The 15103-nt window shown below is 36.8% G+C and carries 11 protein-coding genes and 1 pseudogene; 8 read left to right on the top strand and 4 right to left on the bottom strand.

Annotation, left to right across the window (positions count from 1 at the left end; translation table 11 throughout):
• Positions 1 to 101 precede the first annotated feature (101 nt).
• The 3 genes from CA265_09175 to CA265_09165 form a co-directional block, all read right to left on the bottom strand.
• Complete coding sequence (locus tag CA265_09175; protein ID ARS39810.1) at positions 102 to 1214, bottom strand: thioredoxin; 1113 nt, start codon at positions 1212 to 1214, stop codon at positions 102 to 104.
• Entirely contained in the window at positions 1214 to 2677 is a 1464-nt protein-coding gene (locus CA265_09170; GenBank protein ID ARS39809.1) for a glutaminyl-tRNA synthase (glutamine-hydrolyzing) subunit B, read from the bottom strand. The genes CA265_09175 and CA265_09170 overlap by 1 nt, the downstream gene beginning before the upstream one ends.
• Before the next feature lie 113 nt (positions 2678 to 2790).
• Positions 2791 to 3978, bottom strand: a complete 1188-nt coding sequence (locus CA265_09165; protein ARS39808.1) for an AAA family ATPase — start codon at positions 3976 to 3978, stop codon at positions 2791 to 2793.
• Positions 3979 to 4298: 320 nt separating this feature from the next.
• Here CA265_09165 and CA265_09160 point away from each other — a divergent pair, with 320 nt between their 5' ends.
• From CA265_09160 to CA265_09150, 3 genes and pseudogenes are all read left to right on the top strand, one after another.
• Positions 4299 to 4898 (top strand): hypothetical protein, encoded by a 600-nt coding sequence (locus tag CA265_09160; GenBank protein ARS39807.1) that lies wholly within the window; start codon positions 4299 to 4301, stop codon positions 4896 to 4898.
• A gap of 102 nt (positions 4899 to 5000) precedes the next feature.
• A complete protein-coding gene (locus CA265_09155) occupies positions 5001 to 5507 on the top strand; it encodes a hypothetical protein (GenBank protein ARS39806.1) in 507 nt (168 codons plus the stop codon).
• A 125-nt stretch (positions 5508 to 5632) separates the two neighbouring features.
• Positions 5633 to 6013, top strand: a pseudogene (locus CA265_09150) (hypothetical protein).
• Positions 6014 to 6221: 208 nt separating this feature from the next.
• Here CA265_09150 and CA265_09145 read toward each other — a convergent pair.
• Positions 6222 to 8840: an alanine--tRNA ligase gene (locus CA265_09145; GenBank protein ID ARS39805.1), complete on the bottom strand. Its 2619-nt coding sequence runs from the start codon at positions 8838 to 8840 to the stop codon at positions 6222 to 6224.
• 116 nt (positions 8841 to 8956) lie between these two features.
• On the opposite strand from CA265_09145, the gene CA265_09140 reads away from it, so the two are divergent.
• From CA265_09140 to CA265_09120, 5 genes are all read left to right on the top strand, one after another.
• Positions 8957 to 9292 (top strand): MerR family transcriptional regulator, encoded by a 336-nt coding sequence (locus tag CA265_09140; protein ARS39804.1) that lies wholly within the window; start codon positions 8957 to 8959, stop codon positions 9290 to 9292.
• 159 nt (positions 9293 to 9451) lie between these two features.
• Positions 9452 to 11470: a hypothetical protein gene (locus CA265_09135; GenBank protein ID ARS42939.1), complete on the top strand. Its 2019-nt coding sequence runs from the start codon at positions 9452 to 9454 to the stop codon at positions 11468 to 11470.
• Between the two features lie 3 nt (positions 11471 to 11473).
• Positions 11474 to 13561, top strand: coding sequence for a hypothetical protein (locus CA265_09130; GenBank protein ID ARS39803.1), 2088 nt, complete (start codon positions 11474 to 11476; stop codon positions 13559 to 13561).
• A 1-nt stretch (position 13562) separates the two neighbouring features.
• Positions 13563 to 14339 (top strand): methylglutaconyl-CoA hydratase, encoded by a 777-nt coding sequence (locus CA265_09125; GenBank protein ARS39802.1) that lies wholly within the window; start codon positions 13563 to 13565, stop codon positions 14337 to 14339.
• Positions 14340 to 14362: 23 nt separating this feature from the next.
• Complete coding sequence (locus CA265_09120; GenBank protein ARS39801.1) at positions 14363 to 15010, top strand: hypothetical protein; 648 nt, start codon at positions 14363 to 14365, stop codon at positions 15008 to 15010.
• Positions 15011 to 15103 lie beyond the last annotated feature (93 nt).

Here is a 15103-nt window from a genome sequence, read left to right as displayed (position 1 = left end):
TTAAATATTTGTTACGAAAGTAGTGTCTATGATGCAATATTTAGTTAAGCCTAAGTTAAGAAATTGTTAATTACTTAAATTAGTTTAACATGGAATTTGTTTTAAAGTAACGTTTTGGCTAAAAAGGCCTCCAGTTCTTCACCACGCAGGTTTTTGGCTATTATTTTTCCGGAAGGATCAACCAGGTAAGATGTTGGGATAGCCTGTACCTGGTATTTTTTTACCGTTACACCATTAAAATCTTTCAATTCCGAAACGTGTGTCCAGGTTAATCCATCAGCTTTCACTGCACCTAACCATGCTGCCTTGTCGGTATCTAACGAAATACCGATGATATCGAAGTTCTTAGCTTTGTATTTATTGTAAACCTTAACTACGTTCGGATTCTCCTGACGGCAAGGCTGGCACCACGATGCCCAGAAATCGATCAGTACGTATTTCCCTTTATAGTCTGATAAACTTACCGGTTTATCATCAGCTGTATTGATGGTAAATGCCGGCGCAACCTGTCCTACCTGAACGGCTTTTAAAAGTGCCATCTGCTTTACAAAGGTATCAACCGTAGCATTGCCTTTAATTTCTTCTTTCACTTCATCAGCAAATTGTACCAGTTCTGCTTCAAATTCCTGCGGACTTAAAGTATTCATGGCATAAAAACTGGCTAGCGTACCTTTATTGTCTTTAGCAAATTTTATAATCTGCGTATTCAATTGATTGATGTACGATTCGTACTGAGGTTTCATCGATTCTAACACAGCTGCCCTGTTTTGAGGCTGTGTTGCTACTTTCGCTTCGAAATCAGCCTGTAATTTTTCTACCTGCTTGGCAAAATTATTTCTAATGGCATTTAGTTCTGATAATTTTTCTACTTCATTTGCACCTGAAATTTTATAAGCCATTGTTTTGTCGGCCAAATCAGCTTCTAATTTAATGTCATCGCCATTTTTGGCAATTAACATAAACTCATGGTTACCTACCGATACCCTAAAGAAATCAACCGATGGCGTTTTACGGATGAATTTAAATTCACCTTTTTCCGATAGATTGGTAGAATCGATTGCAACCATATTACTATTCTGCATACCGTATAAAAATACTTTCTTCTCCGTTCCGGGATTTTGGAAAGTTCCGTCAATCGTAAAGCTATCTTTGGGTTTACATGCAGTGAAAGCAATCGCGATCAGCATGATCAGGCTCAATTGTTTTAGTCTCATTATTTCAGTTTTTCAAGTATTAATTCATTTAATTTTTTAGCATCGGCTTTACCTTTGGCAAGTTTCATTACATCGCCAACAAATAAACCTAAAACGCCTTTTTTGCCTTTCTTGTACGCTTCTACCTGTTGTGGATATTTATTTAACACTTCATCAATAAAACTACTTAATTCGTCTCCGTTTTCAGAGATCAGTAAGTTTAACGATTGTGCCAAATCAGTAACTTTTGCATTTGCTTCCAGTTCAACAGCGGGTAATAATTGTTGAATAGCAATCTGTTGTGTGATTTTTTTATCATCAACCAGGTTAATGGCTTCTGCCAGTTGCGCCGGGTTAACTTTAAAATCGGTGATCGCCATCCCTTTTTCATTTAAAACCGCTCTAATCGGACCAATTAACCAGTTAATCAGGCTTTTTTTGTTGTGAACAGCAGATTGAGCCTGATTAAAATAGTTTAACAGGTCTAAATCTTCTGCAAAAAGCGTTGCATCCGCCTTGCTGATCCCAAATTCCGAAACCATTTGCTTCGATATTTCATTAGGAAGCGCAGGCATCAACGATTTGATCTCTGCTAACCAGGCATCAGAAATGTGAATGGGTTGTAAATCAGGATCTGAAAAATACCGGTAATCATTAGCCTCTTCTTTGGTACGCATCGGTGACGTAGTACCTTTATCGGCATCAAAATTTAAGGTACTCTGGATGATCTTTCCTCCTTCACTAATCACTTCTACCTGGCGGCCAAATTCAAAATCCATTGCCCTACGTACGTTACGCATGGAGTTTAGGTTTTTTACTTCGCAGCGTGTTCCAAATTCAGTAGAACCCTGCGGGCGGATAGAAATATTCGCATCGCAACGCAAACTGCCCTCTTCCATATTGCCATCGCTTACATTTAAATGTCTTACGAGTTTTCTGATTTCGCTCAGCAATACCGAAGCTTCTTCCGAACTGCGGATATCGGGTTCTGTTACAATCTCGATTAAAGGTACACCTGCACGGTTTAAATCAACTAAGGAATAGTTGTCGTCCTGATCATGAATGCTTTTTCCGGCGTCTTCTTCCAGGTGGATGCGATTGATCCCGATTTTCTTTGTAGAACCATCAGCCAGTTGAAGCTCCAGAAAACCATTCACACAAATCGGTTGGTTATCCTGCGTAATCTGATATCCTTTCGGCAGATCGGCATAGAAGTAATTTTTACGATCGAAATGGTTGGTCTGGTTAATGGTGCAGTTTAAAGCCAGGCCAATACGGATTGCTTTTGCAACTACTTCTTTATTTAACTTCGGTAAAGCTCCGGGCAAAGCCAACGAAACCGTAGATATATTTTGATTGGGTAAAGCCCCGAATGATGCACTATCAGCGGAAAATATTTTAGTGTTTGTATTTAACTGAACGTGGATTTCCAGTCCTGAAACGAGTTCGAAAGGAGTTTGGGGGCTTGTTTCTTGTAAAGGCATTTAAAGCTTCGTATTGTTATAGGTTTTATTAACCACAGATTTTACCTCTAAATACTGATTTAATCTGTGGTTAAATATTATTAGGTCAAATATAGTTATTATTTATGCTTTCGTTAAAAAAGGCTTGACGGAGAAATTTTTAAAAACTCCTGCCAGGGTAATCCTCCGGCGCCCACTAAAAGTATTTTATCGGGTTTATGCATTTTGCTAAAAGCATCCATTCCGGAAGTGCCTGTAACCAACCCTGTACTTTTAACTTCTAAGCCGATTATTTTACCACGTTTTTCTAAAATAAAATCTACTTCATCATTTCTATGTCTCCAATAAAAAACTTTGTAACCTTCTACAAAAGAAGAATTTAAGAGGTGTGCTCCTATTGAAGATTCGACCATTCTTCCCCATTCTGCCGGTTGTTTTTTTATCTCTTCAAAAAACTCGTTTCTTTGAGCACTTACCAGTGCATTGTTATGGACCTGAAACTTTGGACTGGATGAACGTTTACGGATTACATCAGCTGCAAATTTCTCAATCCCACCAAGTAAACCCGCTGTATCTAACAGATTTAAATAATGTGATAATGTTGTGGTATTGCCGGCATCAGAAAGCTGGTCTAATATTTTGGTGAAAGATAAGATCTGACTGGAATATAAACAGCCCAATTCAAACAGACGTTTCATTAAGGCAGGTTTATCTACACGGGTGAGCATTAAAATATCTTTCGAAATACTGGTTTCTATCAAAGCATTTGACACATAGTTTTTCCACCGGTCTTCGTCGTTGATCAGACCTGCAGCGCCTGGATAGCCGCCAAACCAAACATATTGTTCGGCAGTAAAACCAAAAGCACTTTCCATTTCGGCAAAACTCCAATGCCCTAAATAGGTTAATTCGAATCTTCCTGCTAATGATTCTGTTAAGCCCTGCTGAATTAATAATCTCGATGAGCCCAATAAAATTACCTTTAAATTTATGCCATTTCGCATATCTTCATCCCATAAACGCTTCACAATTTCACTCCAGTTGTCAATTTTCTGGATTTCATCAATGATCAGCAGATATTCATCAACTCCAGGCTCTTTTAAGAGTTCTCTGGTATGGTTCCATATCAGCTCTATCCAGGTTCTGTCAGAAGCGGCAACAGCATCTGCAGATTCGAATATGCAAGGCGTATCAATTTCCTTGACCAATTGGCTGATCAAAGTTGTTTTACCAATTTGCCTCGGGCCCACAAGCACCTGAATAAACCTTTTTGGTTCATTCATCACTTTTACAAGTTGCTGTAAATAAGATCTTTGGAACATATTAAACAATTTACTCAATGTATTGAGTAAAATTACTCATTGTATTAAGTAATTCAAAGCCATTATTAAAATCATCATTGATTATATAACCCAAACAGCTGTTTTTGAATATTATTTATATAAAAAATTATCCAATAAGTTATTGTTATTCAGTTGTTTATGTCGTTTTTAGCAATTTACTCAGTAAGTTGAGTAAAATATCTCAATGTTATATCCAATCGTTAAAGAATGTTAAATGGAATGGCTTTAATTAAACTTGTATGGGCTGCTATCGTCTATCTCAGCAAACACACACAAGAAACCTTTAATTAAAAAACATTATGAAAAAGTTAGTTTTATTTGCTGCAGTTCTGATGGTTTCATTATTCAGCATAAACAATGCAAAAGCACAGGTTAGCTTAAATATCAATATTGGATCGCAGCCAGTTTGGGGGCCAACGGGATATGATCATGTAGATTATTATTATTTCCCTGACATTGATGCTTATTATTATGTTCCCTCTGGTCAATACATTTATTCAAACGGTGGACGTTGGGTTTGGGCGAACAGTTTGCCTGCTCAATACAGAAACTTTGATCTGTACCGGGCTTATAAAGTGGTCATCAATGAACCAAAACCATATCTGCGAAATAACATTTATGTAAGCAGATATAGTAAATATAAAAACTATGGAGGTCATCAAACCATTATTAGAGATAGCCGTGACACTAAATACTACGTAGTAAAAGGCCATCCAAAATACAATCAAAGACCTACCAAAAATGTAACTGTAGTTCGTAATAATAACCGCCCTATCCGTGTAGTACAAAGAAATGTGACCAGACCCGATCAAAATAATGGTCGCCCTCAGGATAATAATGGTAGAGATAACCGTCCTGAAAGAGATAATAATCAAGTCCACGGTAACGGGCGTCATTAATATTTAGTTGTATAAAGGAGCTTCGAAAGGGGCTCCTTTCTTAATTTACTTACTTCTGGCACGTGGTTTGGCTATAAATAATAAACACTAAATGAATTGATTATGAAAAGATTATTTTTAATGGCTGCAGTTATGATGATTTCATTTCTCAGCATCCTGGCAAAAGCCCAGTTAAATGTAAATGTTAATATCGGATCTCAACCGCTCTGGGGACCCACAGGTTACGATCATGTAGATTATTACTATCTCCCTGACGTAGAAAGTTACTATTATGTTCCGCAAAAACAGTTTGTGTACTTAAATGGAAACGATTGGGTTTTTGCCAATACTTTACCTGCCAGATACGGCAATTACAATTTATATAATGGTTATAAAGTGGTAATTAATTCACCTAAGCCTTATTTGAATTTCAAAAATGATAAGGTAAAGTATGCCAAATACAAAGGCAATAAAGGCCAGTTGGTAATAAGAGATAGCCGTGATAGTAAATATTATGTTGTAAAAGGACATCCTCATGGTATGCCTCCGGGACAGGCTAAAAAGATTTATGGAAAAGGAAATAATGGAAATAACGGAAAGGGCCATGGAAATGGTAAAGGAAAACATTAATCCATAACCTTACTGGTTTATTTAAAGGAGTTTCGAAAGAGACTCCTTTTTTTATATATCTGTTACAATAGAACTTTTGGCACAGCGTTTGAATTACTGAAGTACACACAAATAAATGGATTATTATGAAAAAGTTATTTATCATCTCCGCGATTTTAGGTATCGTGGCTTTAACATCTAATCAATCTAGCGCTCAGGTAAGTATTAATGTGAATATTGGTGCTCAGCCTGCCTGGGTTCCTGCAGGTTATGAAAACGTTAATTATTACTATCTCCCGGAAGTTCAATCTTATTATTATGTCCCTCAAAGACAGTTTGTTTATTTAAGCGGAAACCGATGGACAAGATCGAGATATTTACCAGCCAGATATAGAGGTTACGATCTGCATCACGGCAGAAAAGTAGTGGTTTATGGAAATAGTCCATATCGAAATTATAATAGTCACAGGGTAAGTTATTCACATCATAATAATTACTACCGCTCCTCATATGGTGGCGGAAACAGAGTGAGATACAGCTCGCCAAGAAATAATTACAGATCATACCGGGTAGATAACAGGCACCACGATAGAAGTGTAAATTCAAGTTTATTCTCCAGAGGACACCGAGAAAAACATGGAAGACATTAAAATATAAAAAGAGGCTTTAGGGCCTCTTTTTTATTTTACATAGCGTCACCCTGAATTTATTTCAGGGACTATTACATTATTTATATTAATGATGAGGAATAAAACTTTCTGCTTTTTCCAGCACAACTTTTAATCCTGATGCGTTTTTACCCCCTGCTGTAGCATAAAAAGGTTGTCCACCGCCACCGCCTTGAATCTCTTTACCCAATTCGCGAACAATATTCGAAGCATTTAATCCTTTTTTCACCAGGTGATCAGATAGCATAACGGTTATTCCGGGTTTACCATCAATTTCTGTCGTAAAAACCAGAAACAGGTTATCAACCATATCTTTTAAGGAGAAAGCCAGGTTTTTAACCGCATCGGCACTTTGCAGATCGATGTGTTTAGCAATCAGGTTAATGCCGTTTATTCCTCTTACATGGTGAACGATTTCATGTTTTAAGGTGTTTACACGCTCTATTGTCGATTTCTCAATTTCCTTTTTCAGTTTCGCATTTTCATCCAATAAAGCCTGAACAGATGCCGATAAATCTTTGCTTCCGTTTAGTAATGCTTTTAACACACCAAGTTCTTTTCTTTGGTCTAAGAAATATTGCTCCGCTTTATCTGCAGTGATGGCTTCAATACGGCGAACACCAGCGGCAACTGCACTTTCGGAAACAATTTTGAATGAACCGATTTGTCCGGTTGCTTTTACGTGTGTACCACCGCAAAGTTCTTTAGAGAAATGATCATCAAACGTAATCATACGGACAAAATCGCCGTATTTTTCGCCAAATAGGGCCGTTACGCCACTTTCAATGGCATCCTGATAAGGAACGTTACGTTGTTCCTTTAACTTAATATTCTGGCGGATTTTCTGGTTCACGATTACCTCAATCTGTGCCAGCTCTTCATCAGTTACTTTAGCAAAGTGAGAAAAATCGAAACGCAGATAATCTGCATTAACCAACGAACCTTTCTGGTTAACATGTTTGCCTAAAACCTGTTTAAGGGCTGCATGCAATAAGTGAGTCGCAGAGTGGTTATCTTCTGTTAAAACCCGTTTATCTTCATCTACAACAGCCCAAAATTTACCTTCTAAATTATCCGGTAAAATATCGGTAAAATGAACGGTTAAGCCATTTTCCTTTTTAGTATCGGTAATGTCTACCCAAAACTGGCGGCTATGGTCTTCTAAACGGCCGGTATCTCCCACCTGACCACCACTTTCGGCATAAAAAGGTGTTTGGCGCAGCACAATTTGGTATTGTTCTTTGCCTTTTGCTTTTACTTTACGGTATTTTAAAATCTCGGTTTCGATTTCTAAATCATCGTAACCCACAAATTCACTCTGTTCTTCTGTGTTTACGACAATCCAATCGCTTGTATCAATTGCTGTGGCGGCACGGCTATCGTCTTTTTGTTTTTTCAAGGCCTGCTCGTAGCCAGCCAGATCAACGTTCCAGCCTTTTTCTCTGGCCATTAATTCCGTTAAATCGATCGGAAAACCAAATGTATCTGATAATTCGAAAGCAAAAGCACCTTCTACCACATTATTAGTAGCCTGGTATTTTTCGAAACGTTGGATGCCTGTAGATAAAGTTCTCAGAAAGGAAACTTCTTCCTCCAGCACTACTTTTTGTACAAAATCCTGTTGCGAAATCAGTTCATCAAATACACCTTTAAATTGCTCAGCCAGTAAAGGAACCAATTGATTTAAAAATGGCTCTTTAAAGTTTAGAAAGGTATAAGCATAACGTACGGCACGACGTAAAATCCTGCGGATCACATAACCTGCTTTATTATTAGATGGCAATTGTCCATCGGCAATCACAAATGAAATGGCACGGATATGATCGGCCATGACACGCATAGCGATATCCGTTTTCTCGTCAGCACCATATTTAATACCAGATTTTTCTGCAATAAACTGAATCATCGGTTGGAAAACATCGGTGTCGTAATTAGAGGTTCTTTCCTGTAAAACACGCACCAAACGTTCGAAACCCATTCCGGTATCAACGTGTTTAGCAGGTAAACTTTGCAATGAACCATTTTTTAAACGGTTAAACTGCATAAATACATTATTCCAGATTTCGATTACCTGAGGATGATCGGCATTTACCAGGGTAGCGCCATCTACAGCTGCTTTTTCTTCGTCGGTACGACAATCTACATGGATTTCAGAGCATGGTCCGCATGGTCCGGTATCGCCCATTTCCCAGAAATTATCTTTTTTATTTCCAGGTAAAATATGGCTTTCATCCACATATTGTTTCCAAAGGTCGTAAGCTTCCTGATCTTTTTCTAAGCCTTCTTTTTCATCGCCTTCGAAATAGGTAACATATAATTTTTCTTTCGGGATTTTGTAAACTTCAGTTAATAATTCCCAGCTCCAGGCGATGGCTTCTTTTTTGAAATAATCACCAAAACTCCAGTTGCCCAACATTTCGAACATGGTATGGTGGTAAGTATCAATACCTACTTCTTCCAGGTCGTTATGTTTGCCCGAAACACGTAAACAACGCTGGGTATCAGCAACACGAGTATATTTAATGGCCGCCTCCCCTAAAAACAGATCTTTAAATTGGTTCATACCCGCATTGGTAAACATTAAAGTAGGGTCGTTTTTAACCACAATCGGTGCGGAAGGAACAACATGATGTTGTTTCGATTCAAAAAAACTAAGGAATGCCTGTCTAATCTCTTTTGCTGTCATTTCAATATTATTGGAGGGAACAAAATTAAAATTTTATTGCGTTAATAAGGAAAAATCGAGCTACATTTGAATACTTTAATTAATCGATATAAGACACTCATAATCAAGCACAAAATATGCCGTATAAAGAAAGAGACATTAATAAAATGTATTATACCATGGGCGAAGTGACTGAAATGTTTAATGTTAACGCCTCACAGATCCGTTTTTACGAGAAAGAATTCGATATCCTGCAGCCCAAGAAAAATAAAAAAGGCAACCGTCTTTTCACGCCGGAAGACATCGAAAACTTAAAGATTATCTTCAACCTTGTCGATGAAAAAGGATTTACCTTAAAAGGTGCCAAAGACTATTTAAAGAATAATAAAACAGGTGTTAGAGAGAATCAGAAGATTATAGATTCGTTAGAAAAACTGAAAGGTTTTTTGGTAAATCTGGCAGAAGAACTCTAAGCATTTTATTTCCTTACTCCTATCGCTTTTACAGCATTACTAGTGTGTAATTAAAAAAGTACATTTTTTGTAGGTTTTTAATTATTTATTTTATATTAGTATCACCAAAACAACAATCACCCTATTTTTTATTAACCGGTTAACTCCCTGCTTATGAAAATATGGTATGCATTGTTGCTTGTCCTTTTCCCCTATTCTTTACTTGCCCAAAATATACAAGAGGCAGATATCCGCGATATTTTAGAGAGTGTAGCCGAAAACCTTCCCGATGATTACGATATGACCGAGCTGGTTGATGTTTTGGAAAAATATCGTAAGCACCCGATTAATCTGAATCGCACTTCAGTTGAAGAATTAAAAACTTTGGTTTTCCTGTCTCCCCTGCAGATAAGTAATTTCTTTTCACACATAAAGGAAAATGGTCAGCTAGCGGATGTGCTGGAATTACAAAGCATTAAGGGTTTTGATATTAAAACGATCCAAACCTTGCTTCCATTTGTAACCTTAACTAATATTGCTGAATATCAGCAGCTCAGTTTTAAAAACCTTATGCATGATGGTGGAAATGATTTGATGATGCGCTTTGCGCAAACTTTACAAAAGCAAAGGGGATATACCGATTTACCCGGAAACCGGTATCTAGGTTCGCCGGAAAGATTTCAGATGCGTTACCGATATCAATATAGTTCAATTCTATCAGCAGCCATAACTTTAGATAAAGATGCCGGCGAAAAATTTATCGGTAAACCTTTCGATTTTTATTCGGGCAATATCGCATTATTCAAATTGGGTAAGTTAAAAAAGTTGGTAATTGGCGATTATACACTGCAGTTTGGCCAGGGCTTAACATTATGGTCTGGTTTTTCTTTTGGCAAAGGTCCCGATGTAACCAGCGTAGCTAAAAAAGATTTAGGTTTAAGGCCTTATAATTCGACTAACGAGTATTCTTTTTTTAGAGGAAGCGCTGCAACCATTAACCTGTTTAAAAATATAGACCTCACTCCTTTTGTTTCGTTCCGTAATCTTGATGCCAGCCAAAAGTTAGATTCAGAAGGAAATTTAGTCCAGGCCACGATTAATCAAACCGGATTGCATAGAACCCCTACTGAGATTAAGAATAAAGGGGTTTTAGCACAGCGCATTTTTGGCACTACCATCCAATATACCAAAAATGAATTTGCCCTTGGTGCAATTGCTTATCATACTAATTATAAAACTCGCTTTATTACGCAAGCTGCAGCCTACGATCAATATAGTTTCACCGGAACAGCACTAACCAATCTCGGCTTATTTTACAATTATACCTATAAAAATATGTACCTCTATGGCGAGGCCGCTAAAGGTTTAGGTGCTGGCTTGGCCTATATTAATGGCGTACTGATTAGTTTGTCGCCAACAGTTTCTGCAGCTTTGACCTATCGCGATTATGCCAAAGATTATCACAGTTTTTTTAATCAGGCTGTATCCGAAGCGAGTGAAGCAGTCAATGAAAAAGGATTGTATGCTGGTTTAAATGTTAACCCAAATAAACATTGGGCCTTTTCTTTCTATGGCGATTATTTTAGGTTTCCGTGGTTAAAGTACCGTATTGATGAACCTTCAAAAGGTTATGAGGTGTTGGGGCAGGCCGTTTATACGCCAAGTAAAATCTTTAAAGTTTTAGTTCGATTTAAAACAGAACGCAAACAACAAAACACCGATTTGGACGTACCGGTAAACTTTTTAGAGTATGTAAAAAGAGAGGGTTACCGGGCAGAGGCAAGCTGGCAGTTGAATAAGAATTGGCGCTTTCAAAACCGGTTAGAAGTTTCTCAATATAAAAAAGGTAGTGCAAGCCGTGAATTTGGTTATCTCATTTATCAGGATGTAGATTATTCACCAATGTTCGCTAAGTTAACTGGGAATGTAAGATTTGCCTATTTCAATACACCAAGTTATAACAGTAGGATTTACGCCTATGAAGATGATGTTTTATACAGTTTTGCCTTTGGAATGTATAGTGGAACAGGTTTTAGGACTTATTTCAACCTGAAATATAATGTAGTTAAAAAACTTAATGTTTGGGTTCGGTATGGGTTGTTTGTTTACAAGAATGTAGAAACAGTAGGCACTTACCTGGACGAAATTGATGGCAATAAAAAATCGGAAGTTAAAATTCAGGTACGTTATCAATTTTAAACCATGTTTAAGGCCGAATATGTTTTTGTCAGGATCCTGTTTCCTTTTCTCTTTGGTATCTGTGTTTTTTATTTCTTTCCTGCATTAGCATATATCGAATGGTTAACCTTAACCCTACTTGTTATTTTACTGAGCATTTTATTTCTAAACATCACTTATAAAAGATTCAATATATATCGTTACAAAGGCACTATTGGTATTTTAATTTATATACTTTTTTTCAGTTTTGGTGGTTTGCTTTGCCTGCTCAATAACGAAAGTTTAAACCAAAATTACTTTGCAAAAACCGGGTGCAATTATTTAAAGGTTTGGGTGAATAATGAACCTCAGCACAGCAGTGGCATTTTGCGTTTAAAAGCAAAGATAATATCCGGCTATCGGAAAGGTAAGCAGATCAAATTATCGGGTCAGCTGCTTCTTGCTGTAAAATTGGATAGTTTAAAACCCATCAAGCTCAAGTATGGCGATGAAATGATGATCTCGGTTAAGTATACTGAAGTAGAGCCTCCATACAATCCTGCAGAATTTGATTTCAAAGCCTGGCTGGGCAGTCAGAATATTTATCATCAGGCATTTATTGATCAGGATCATATCGTTAGTAACAAAAATAATCTTGGTAATCCCATTATAAAGATGGCTTTAGACCTAAGAGAAAAGCAAGTAGCAAAATACCGAAACCTGATTAAAAATGATGAAGCGTTTGCTGTGGCCTCCACCCTTATTTTAGGTTACCGCGCTGATTTAAATAAAGAAACTCTATCGGCGTATTCCAAAACCGGAACTATTCATGCCTTATCGGTATCAGGCGCACATGTAGCCATTATTTATGTTGTTTTAGATTTTTTGTTCTTCTTTTTGAACAGGAACCGGACATTAAGGATTGTAAAACTTCTGCTAATCTGCACGTTGATTTGGGGATATGCTTTGTTAACCGGATTATCTCCTTCAGTTGTTCGCTCGGCCATAATGATCAGTATTTTAATAACGGCTAAAGTTTTATCAAAGACCACGAATAGTTATAATGTTTTGGCCTTTTCAGCATTTTGCCAACTCGTTTACAACCCATTTTTAATCTGGGATGTGGGGTTTCAACTTTCCTATCTGGCCGTATTTGGATTAATTTATCTTCAGCCCAAAATTTACAACCTGCTTTATACTGAATATGTTTGGTTAGATAAGTTATGGGCTTTCACAGCCATGTCTTTAGCAGCGCAAGTAGTCACTTTCCCATTGAGTATTTATTATTTTCATCAATTCCCGATTTACTTTCCTTTTGCGAACCTTTTCATCACTATCCCATTGGTACTCATGATGTATTTAGGGATTTTGGTGTTAATCCCATCATTCGGGTTTCTGGCACCTCTTTTCGAATGGCTAATAAATTTTACAAATGCTGTACTAAAATGGATTGCGAATTTGCCATATGCCAGCTTTTCCTCAATATGGATTAATTTGCCTGAATTGGTGTTATTGAGCTTGTCGCTCGGGTGGTTTATTTATGCATTGGCAAAATTTAATAAACGACTGTTGTTCTCTTCTTTATTTCTATTTGTCTGCTACCAACTTTTAGTGATGTACGATGATCTAAGCGTCTTACAACAAAGAAAAATCATTTTCTTTTCCCTCAGAAAAAGCTATGCAGCTGCTTTTATCAATGGAAAAGAAGCTGTTCTGGTTTCAGATTTAAATCGTGAAGATAAAAACTATACATTTTCTGTTGAGCCGGCATTATCGCAATTACAGGTAAGTAAAATATGCTTTATAGATTTGAAGAAGGATACCCTTTTGGGGCAGTTCGCATTAAAAAATAATCAAATTGCCTTTTTTGATTATAAAATACTTTTGATTAATGAACGTCTGGATTATAAAAGAATAACTGGAAACGCTACTTTTTCAAGTATCTGGTTTAGTGGGAATACTAAATTTAATTTAGCCAAAATGGACATTGCTATAAAGTATAAAACGGCACTCATTGATGCCTCCAACAAAGATTATAAAATTCAGATGCTTAAGAAGGAGATGGAGAATAATGATATCGATGTACATATTTTAAAGAAAAATAAAGCATATTTGGTGCAACTAACCCAATAACATGGAAAATCTGGTTTTATATCAGGTTGCTGAAAGAATAGCAACAATAACTATCAATAGGCCCGAAAAAAAAAATGCGTTAAACCCTCAACTTATCGCTGAATTAACTGCTGCATTTATAAAAGCATCAGAAGATGACCTCGTAAAAGTGGTTATATTGAATGCAAATGGTGACGCTTTTAGTGCTGGTGCCGATTTAGCATATCTGCAGCAATTGCAATACAATACATTTGAAGAAAATGTGGCTGATTCTAATCATTTAAAAAAACTCTTTACAACCATTTATTATTTGCCAAAAGTGGTTATCGCTCAGGTAGAAGGTCATGCCATTGCCGGTGGCTGTGGTTTGGCAACCATATGTGATATTGTTTTTGCTACACCTGAAAGTAATTTTGGTTATACCGAAGTAAAAATTGGTTTTGTTCCTGCTATTGTTTCTTGTTTTTTAAAGGAAAAGGTGAGCGAATCGATCGCCAAGGAAATTTTACTGACTGGAAAAATATTTTCTGCTGAGGAAGCATTGAAATATAATTTGATAAATTTTGTAACAAATTCATCCGATATTCATCAAATAGTAAGAGAATTTGCATTAAGTTTGTGTAGCGGGAGCTCTGGTAATTCGTTAATGATCACTAAACAACTAATTACGCAAACAACCAATCCCCTGTTGGAAAAATGCCTGGAAACTGCGGTACAGATCAATGCCCGTGTAAGGGAAAGTGAAGATTTTAAAAAAGGAATCTCTTCATTTTTAAACAAAGAAAAAATTAATTGGTAAATAACTAAAACTGAAATAAAAACATGTTCAAATCAATCAAAACCGGTGTTGTAGCTTTAATCTTGGTAAGTACTGCTATAATTGCCCATGCACAAAAGAAAATTGCTGAAGGTACTTTGGTATTTGCAGTAACTGCTAATGGTACAACAACCGATGTTAAAACTAAATTTAATGGTAACTTAACCAAAATAGAAATTGAAAATGGTCCTGCCATGATCAACATTATTTCAAACACGGCAGATAAAACCGGATTATTATTAATTGATGTTCCTGTTGCCCAAAAACAATTTGCGGTAAAGGTGAGCAAAGCAGAAACAGAAGCACAAGAAGCTTTATTGCCAAAATACTCTGATTATAAAGCAACTGGTGAAAAACAGACCATAGCTGGATTTAATGCTGAAAAATATACCTACAAAGACGACAAAGGTGGAGCGCATGAATTATGGGCAACAAAAGATCTTGATATTGCTGCAATTACCAATGGCGGTTTCTTTAAAGGCTTGGGGGCATTTCCTGTAAAATATTCGGCAGTAATTAATGGCGTAAATTCAGATCTGCTTCTAAAATCTCTTTCTGAAGCTAAAGTAGGTGCCATTAGCCTTGAAATTCCTACTGGTTACGACATAGTAACGATGGAAGAATTGAAAGCCATGCAAGGTGGTGGTGAATAATTAACCAATTCCAGATAATTTACAGCTTTTTAACTGCAGGCTTTTTATTTAAATTAGCCCGAAAGTTGAAAAGCTTTTTTTATGTCCAAAAAC

Source organism: Sphingobacteriaceae bacterium GW460-11-11-14-LB5 (assembly GCA_002151545.1).
Taxonomy (GTDB): Bacteria; Bacteroidota; Bacteroidia; order Sphingobacteriales; family Sphingobacteriaceae; genus Pedobacter.
This window is presented reverse-complemented; position numbering and strand designations above follow the sequence as displayed.

What these genes read in the sequence shown, in the direction of transcription:
- CA265_09175 (ARS39810.1), bottom strand. Translation starts at nt 1,214, where the DNA reads ATGAGACTAAAACAATTGAGCCTGATCATGCTGATCGCGATTGCTTTC.
- CA265_09170 (ARS39809.1), bottom strand. Translation starts at nt 2,677, where the DNA reads ATGCCTTTACAAGAAACAAGCCCCCAAACTCCTTTCGAACTCGTTTCA.
- CA265_09165 (ARS39808.1), bottom strand. Translation starts at nt 3,978, where the DNA reads ATGTTCCAAAGATCTTATTTACAGCAACTTGTAAAAGTGATGAATGAA.
- CA265_09160 (ARS39807.1), top strand. Translation starts at nt 4,299, where the DNA reads ATGAAAAAGTTAGTTTTATTTGCTGCAGTTCTGATGGTTTCATTATTC.
- CA265_09155 (ARS39806.1), top strand. Translation starts at nt 5,001, where the DNA reads ATGAAAAGATTATTTTTAATGGCTGCAGTTATGATGATTTCATTTCTC.
- CA265_09145 (ARS39805.1), bottom strand. Translation starts at nt 8,840, where the DNA reads ATGACAGCAAAAGAGATTAGACAGGCATTCCTTAGTTTTTTTGAATCG.
- CA265_09140 (ARS39804.1), top strand. Translation starts at nt 8,957, where the DNA reads ATGCCGTATAAAGAAAGAGACATTAATAAAATGTATTATACCATGGGC.
- CA265_09130 (ARS39803.1), top strand. Translation starts at nt 11,474, where the DNA reads ATGTTTAAGGCCGAATATGTTTTTGTCAGGATCCTGTTTCCTTTTCTC.
- CA265_09125 (ARS39802.1), top strand. Translation starts at nt 13,563, where the DNA reads ATGGAAAATCTGGTTTTATATCAGGTTGCTGAAAGAATAGCAACAATA.
- CA265_09120 (ARS39801.1), top strand. Translation starts at nt 14,363, where the DNA reads ATGTTCAAATCAATCAAAACCGGTGTTGTAGCTTTAATCTTGGTAAGT.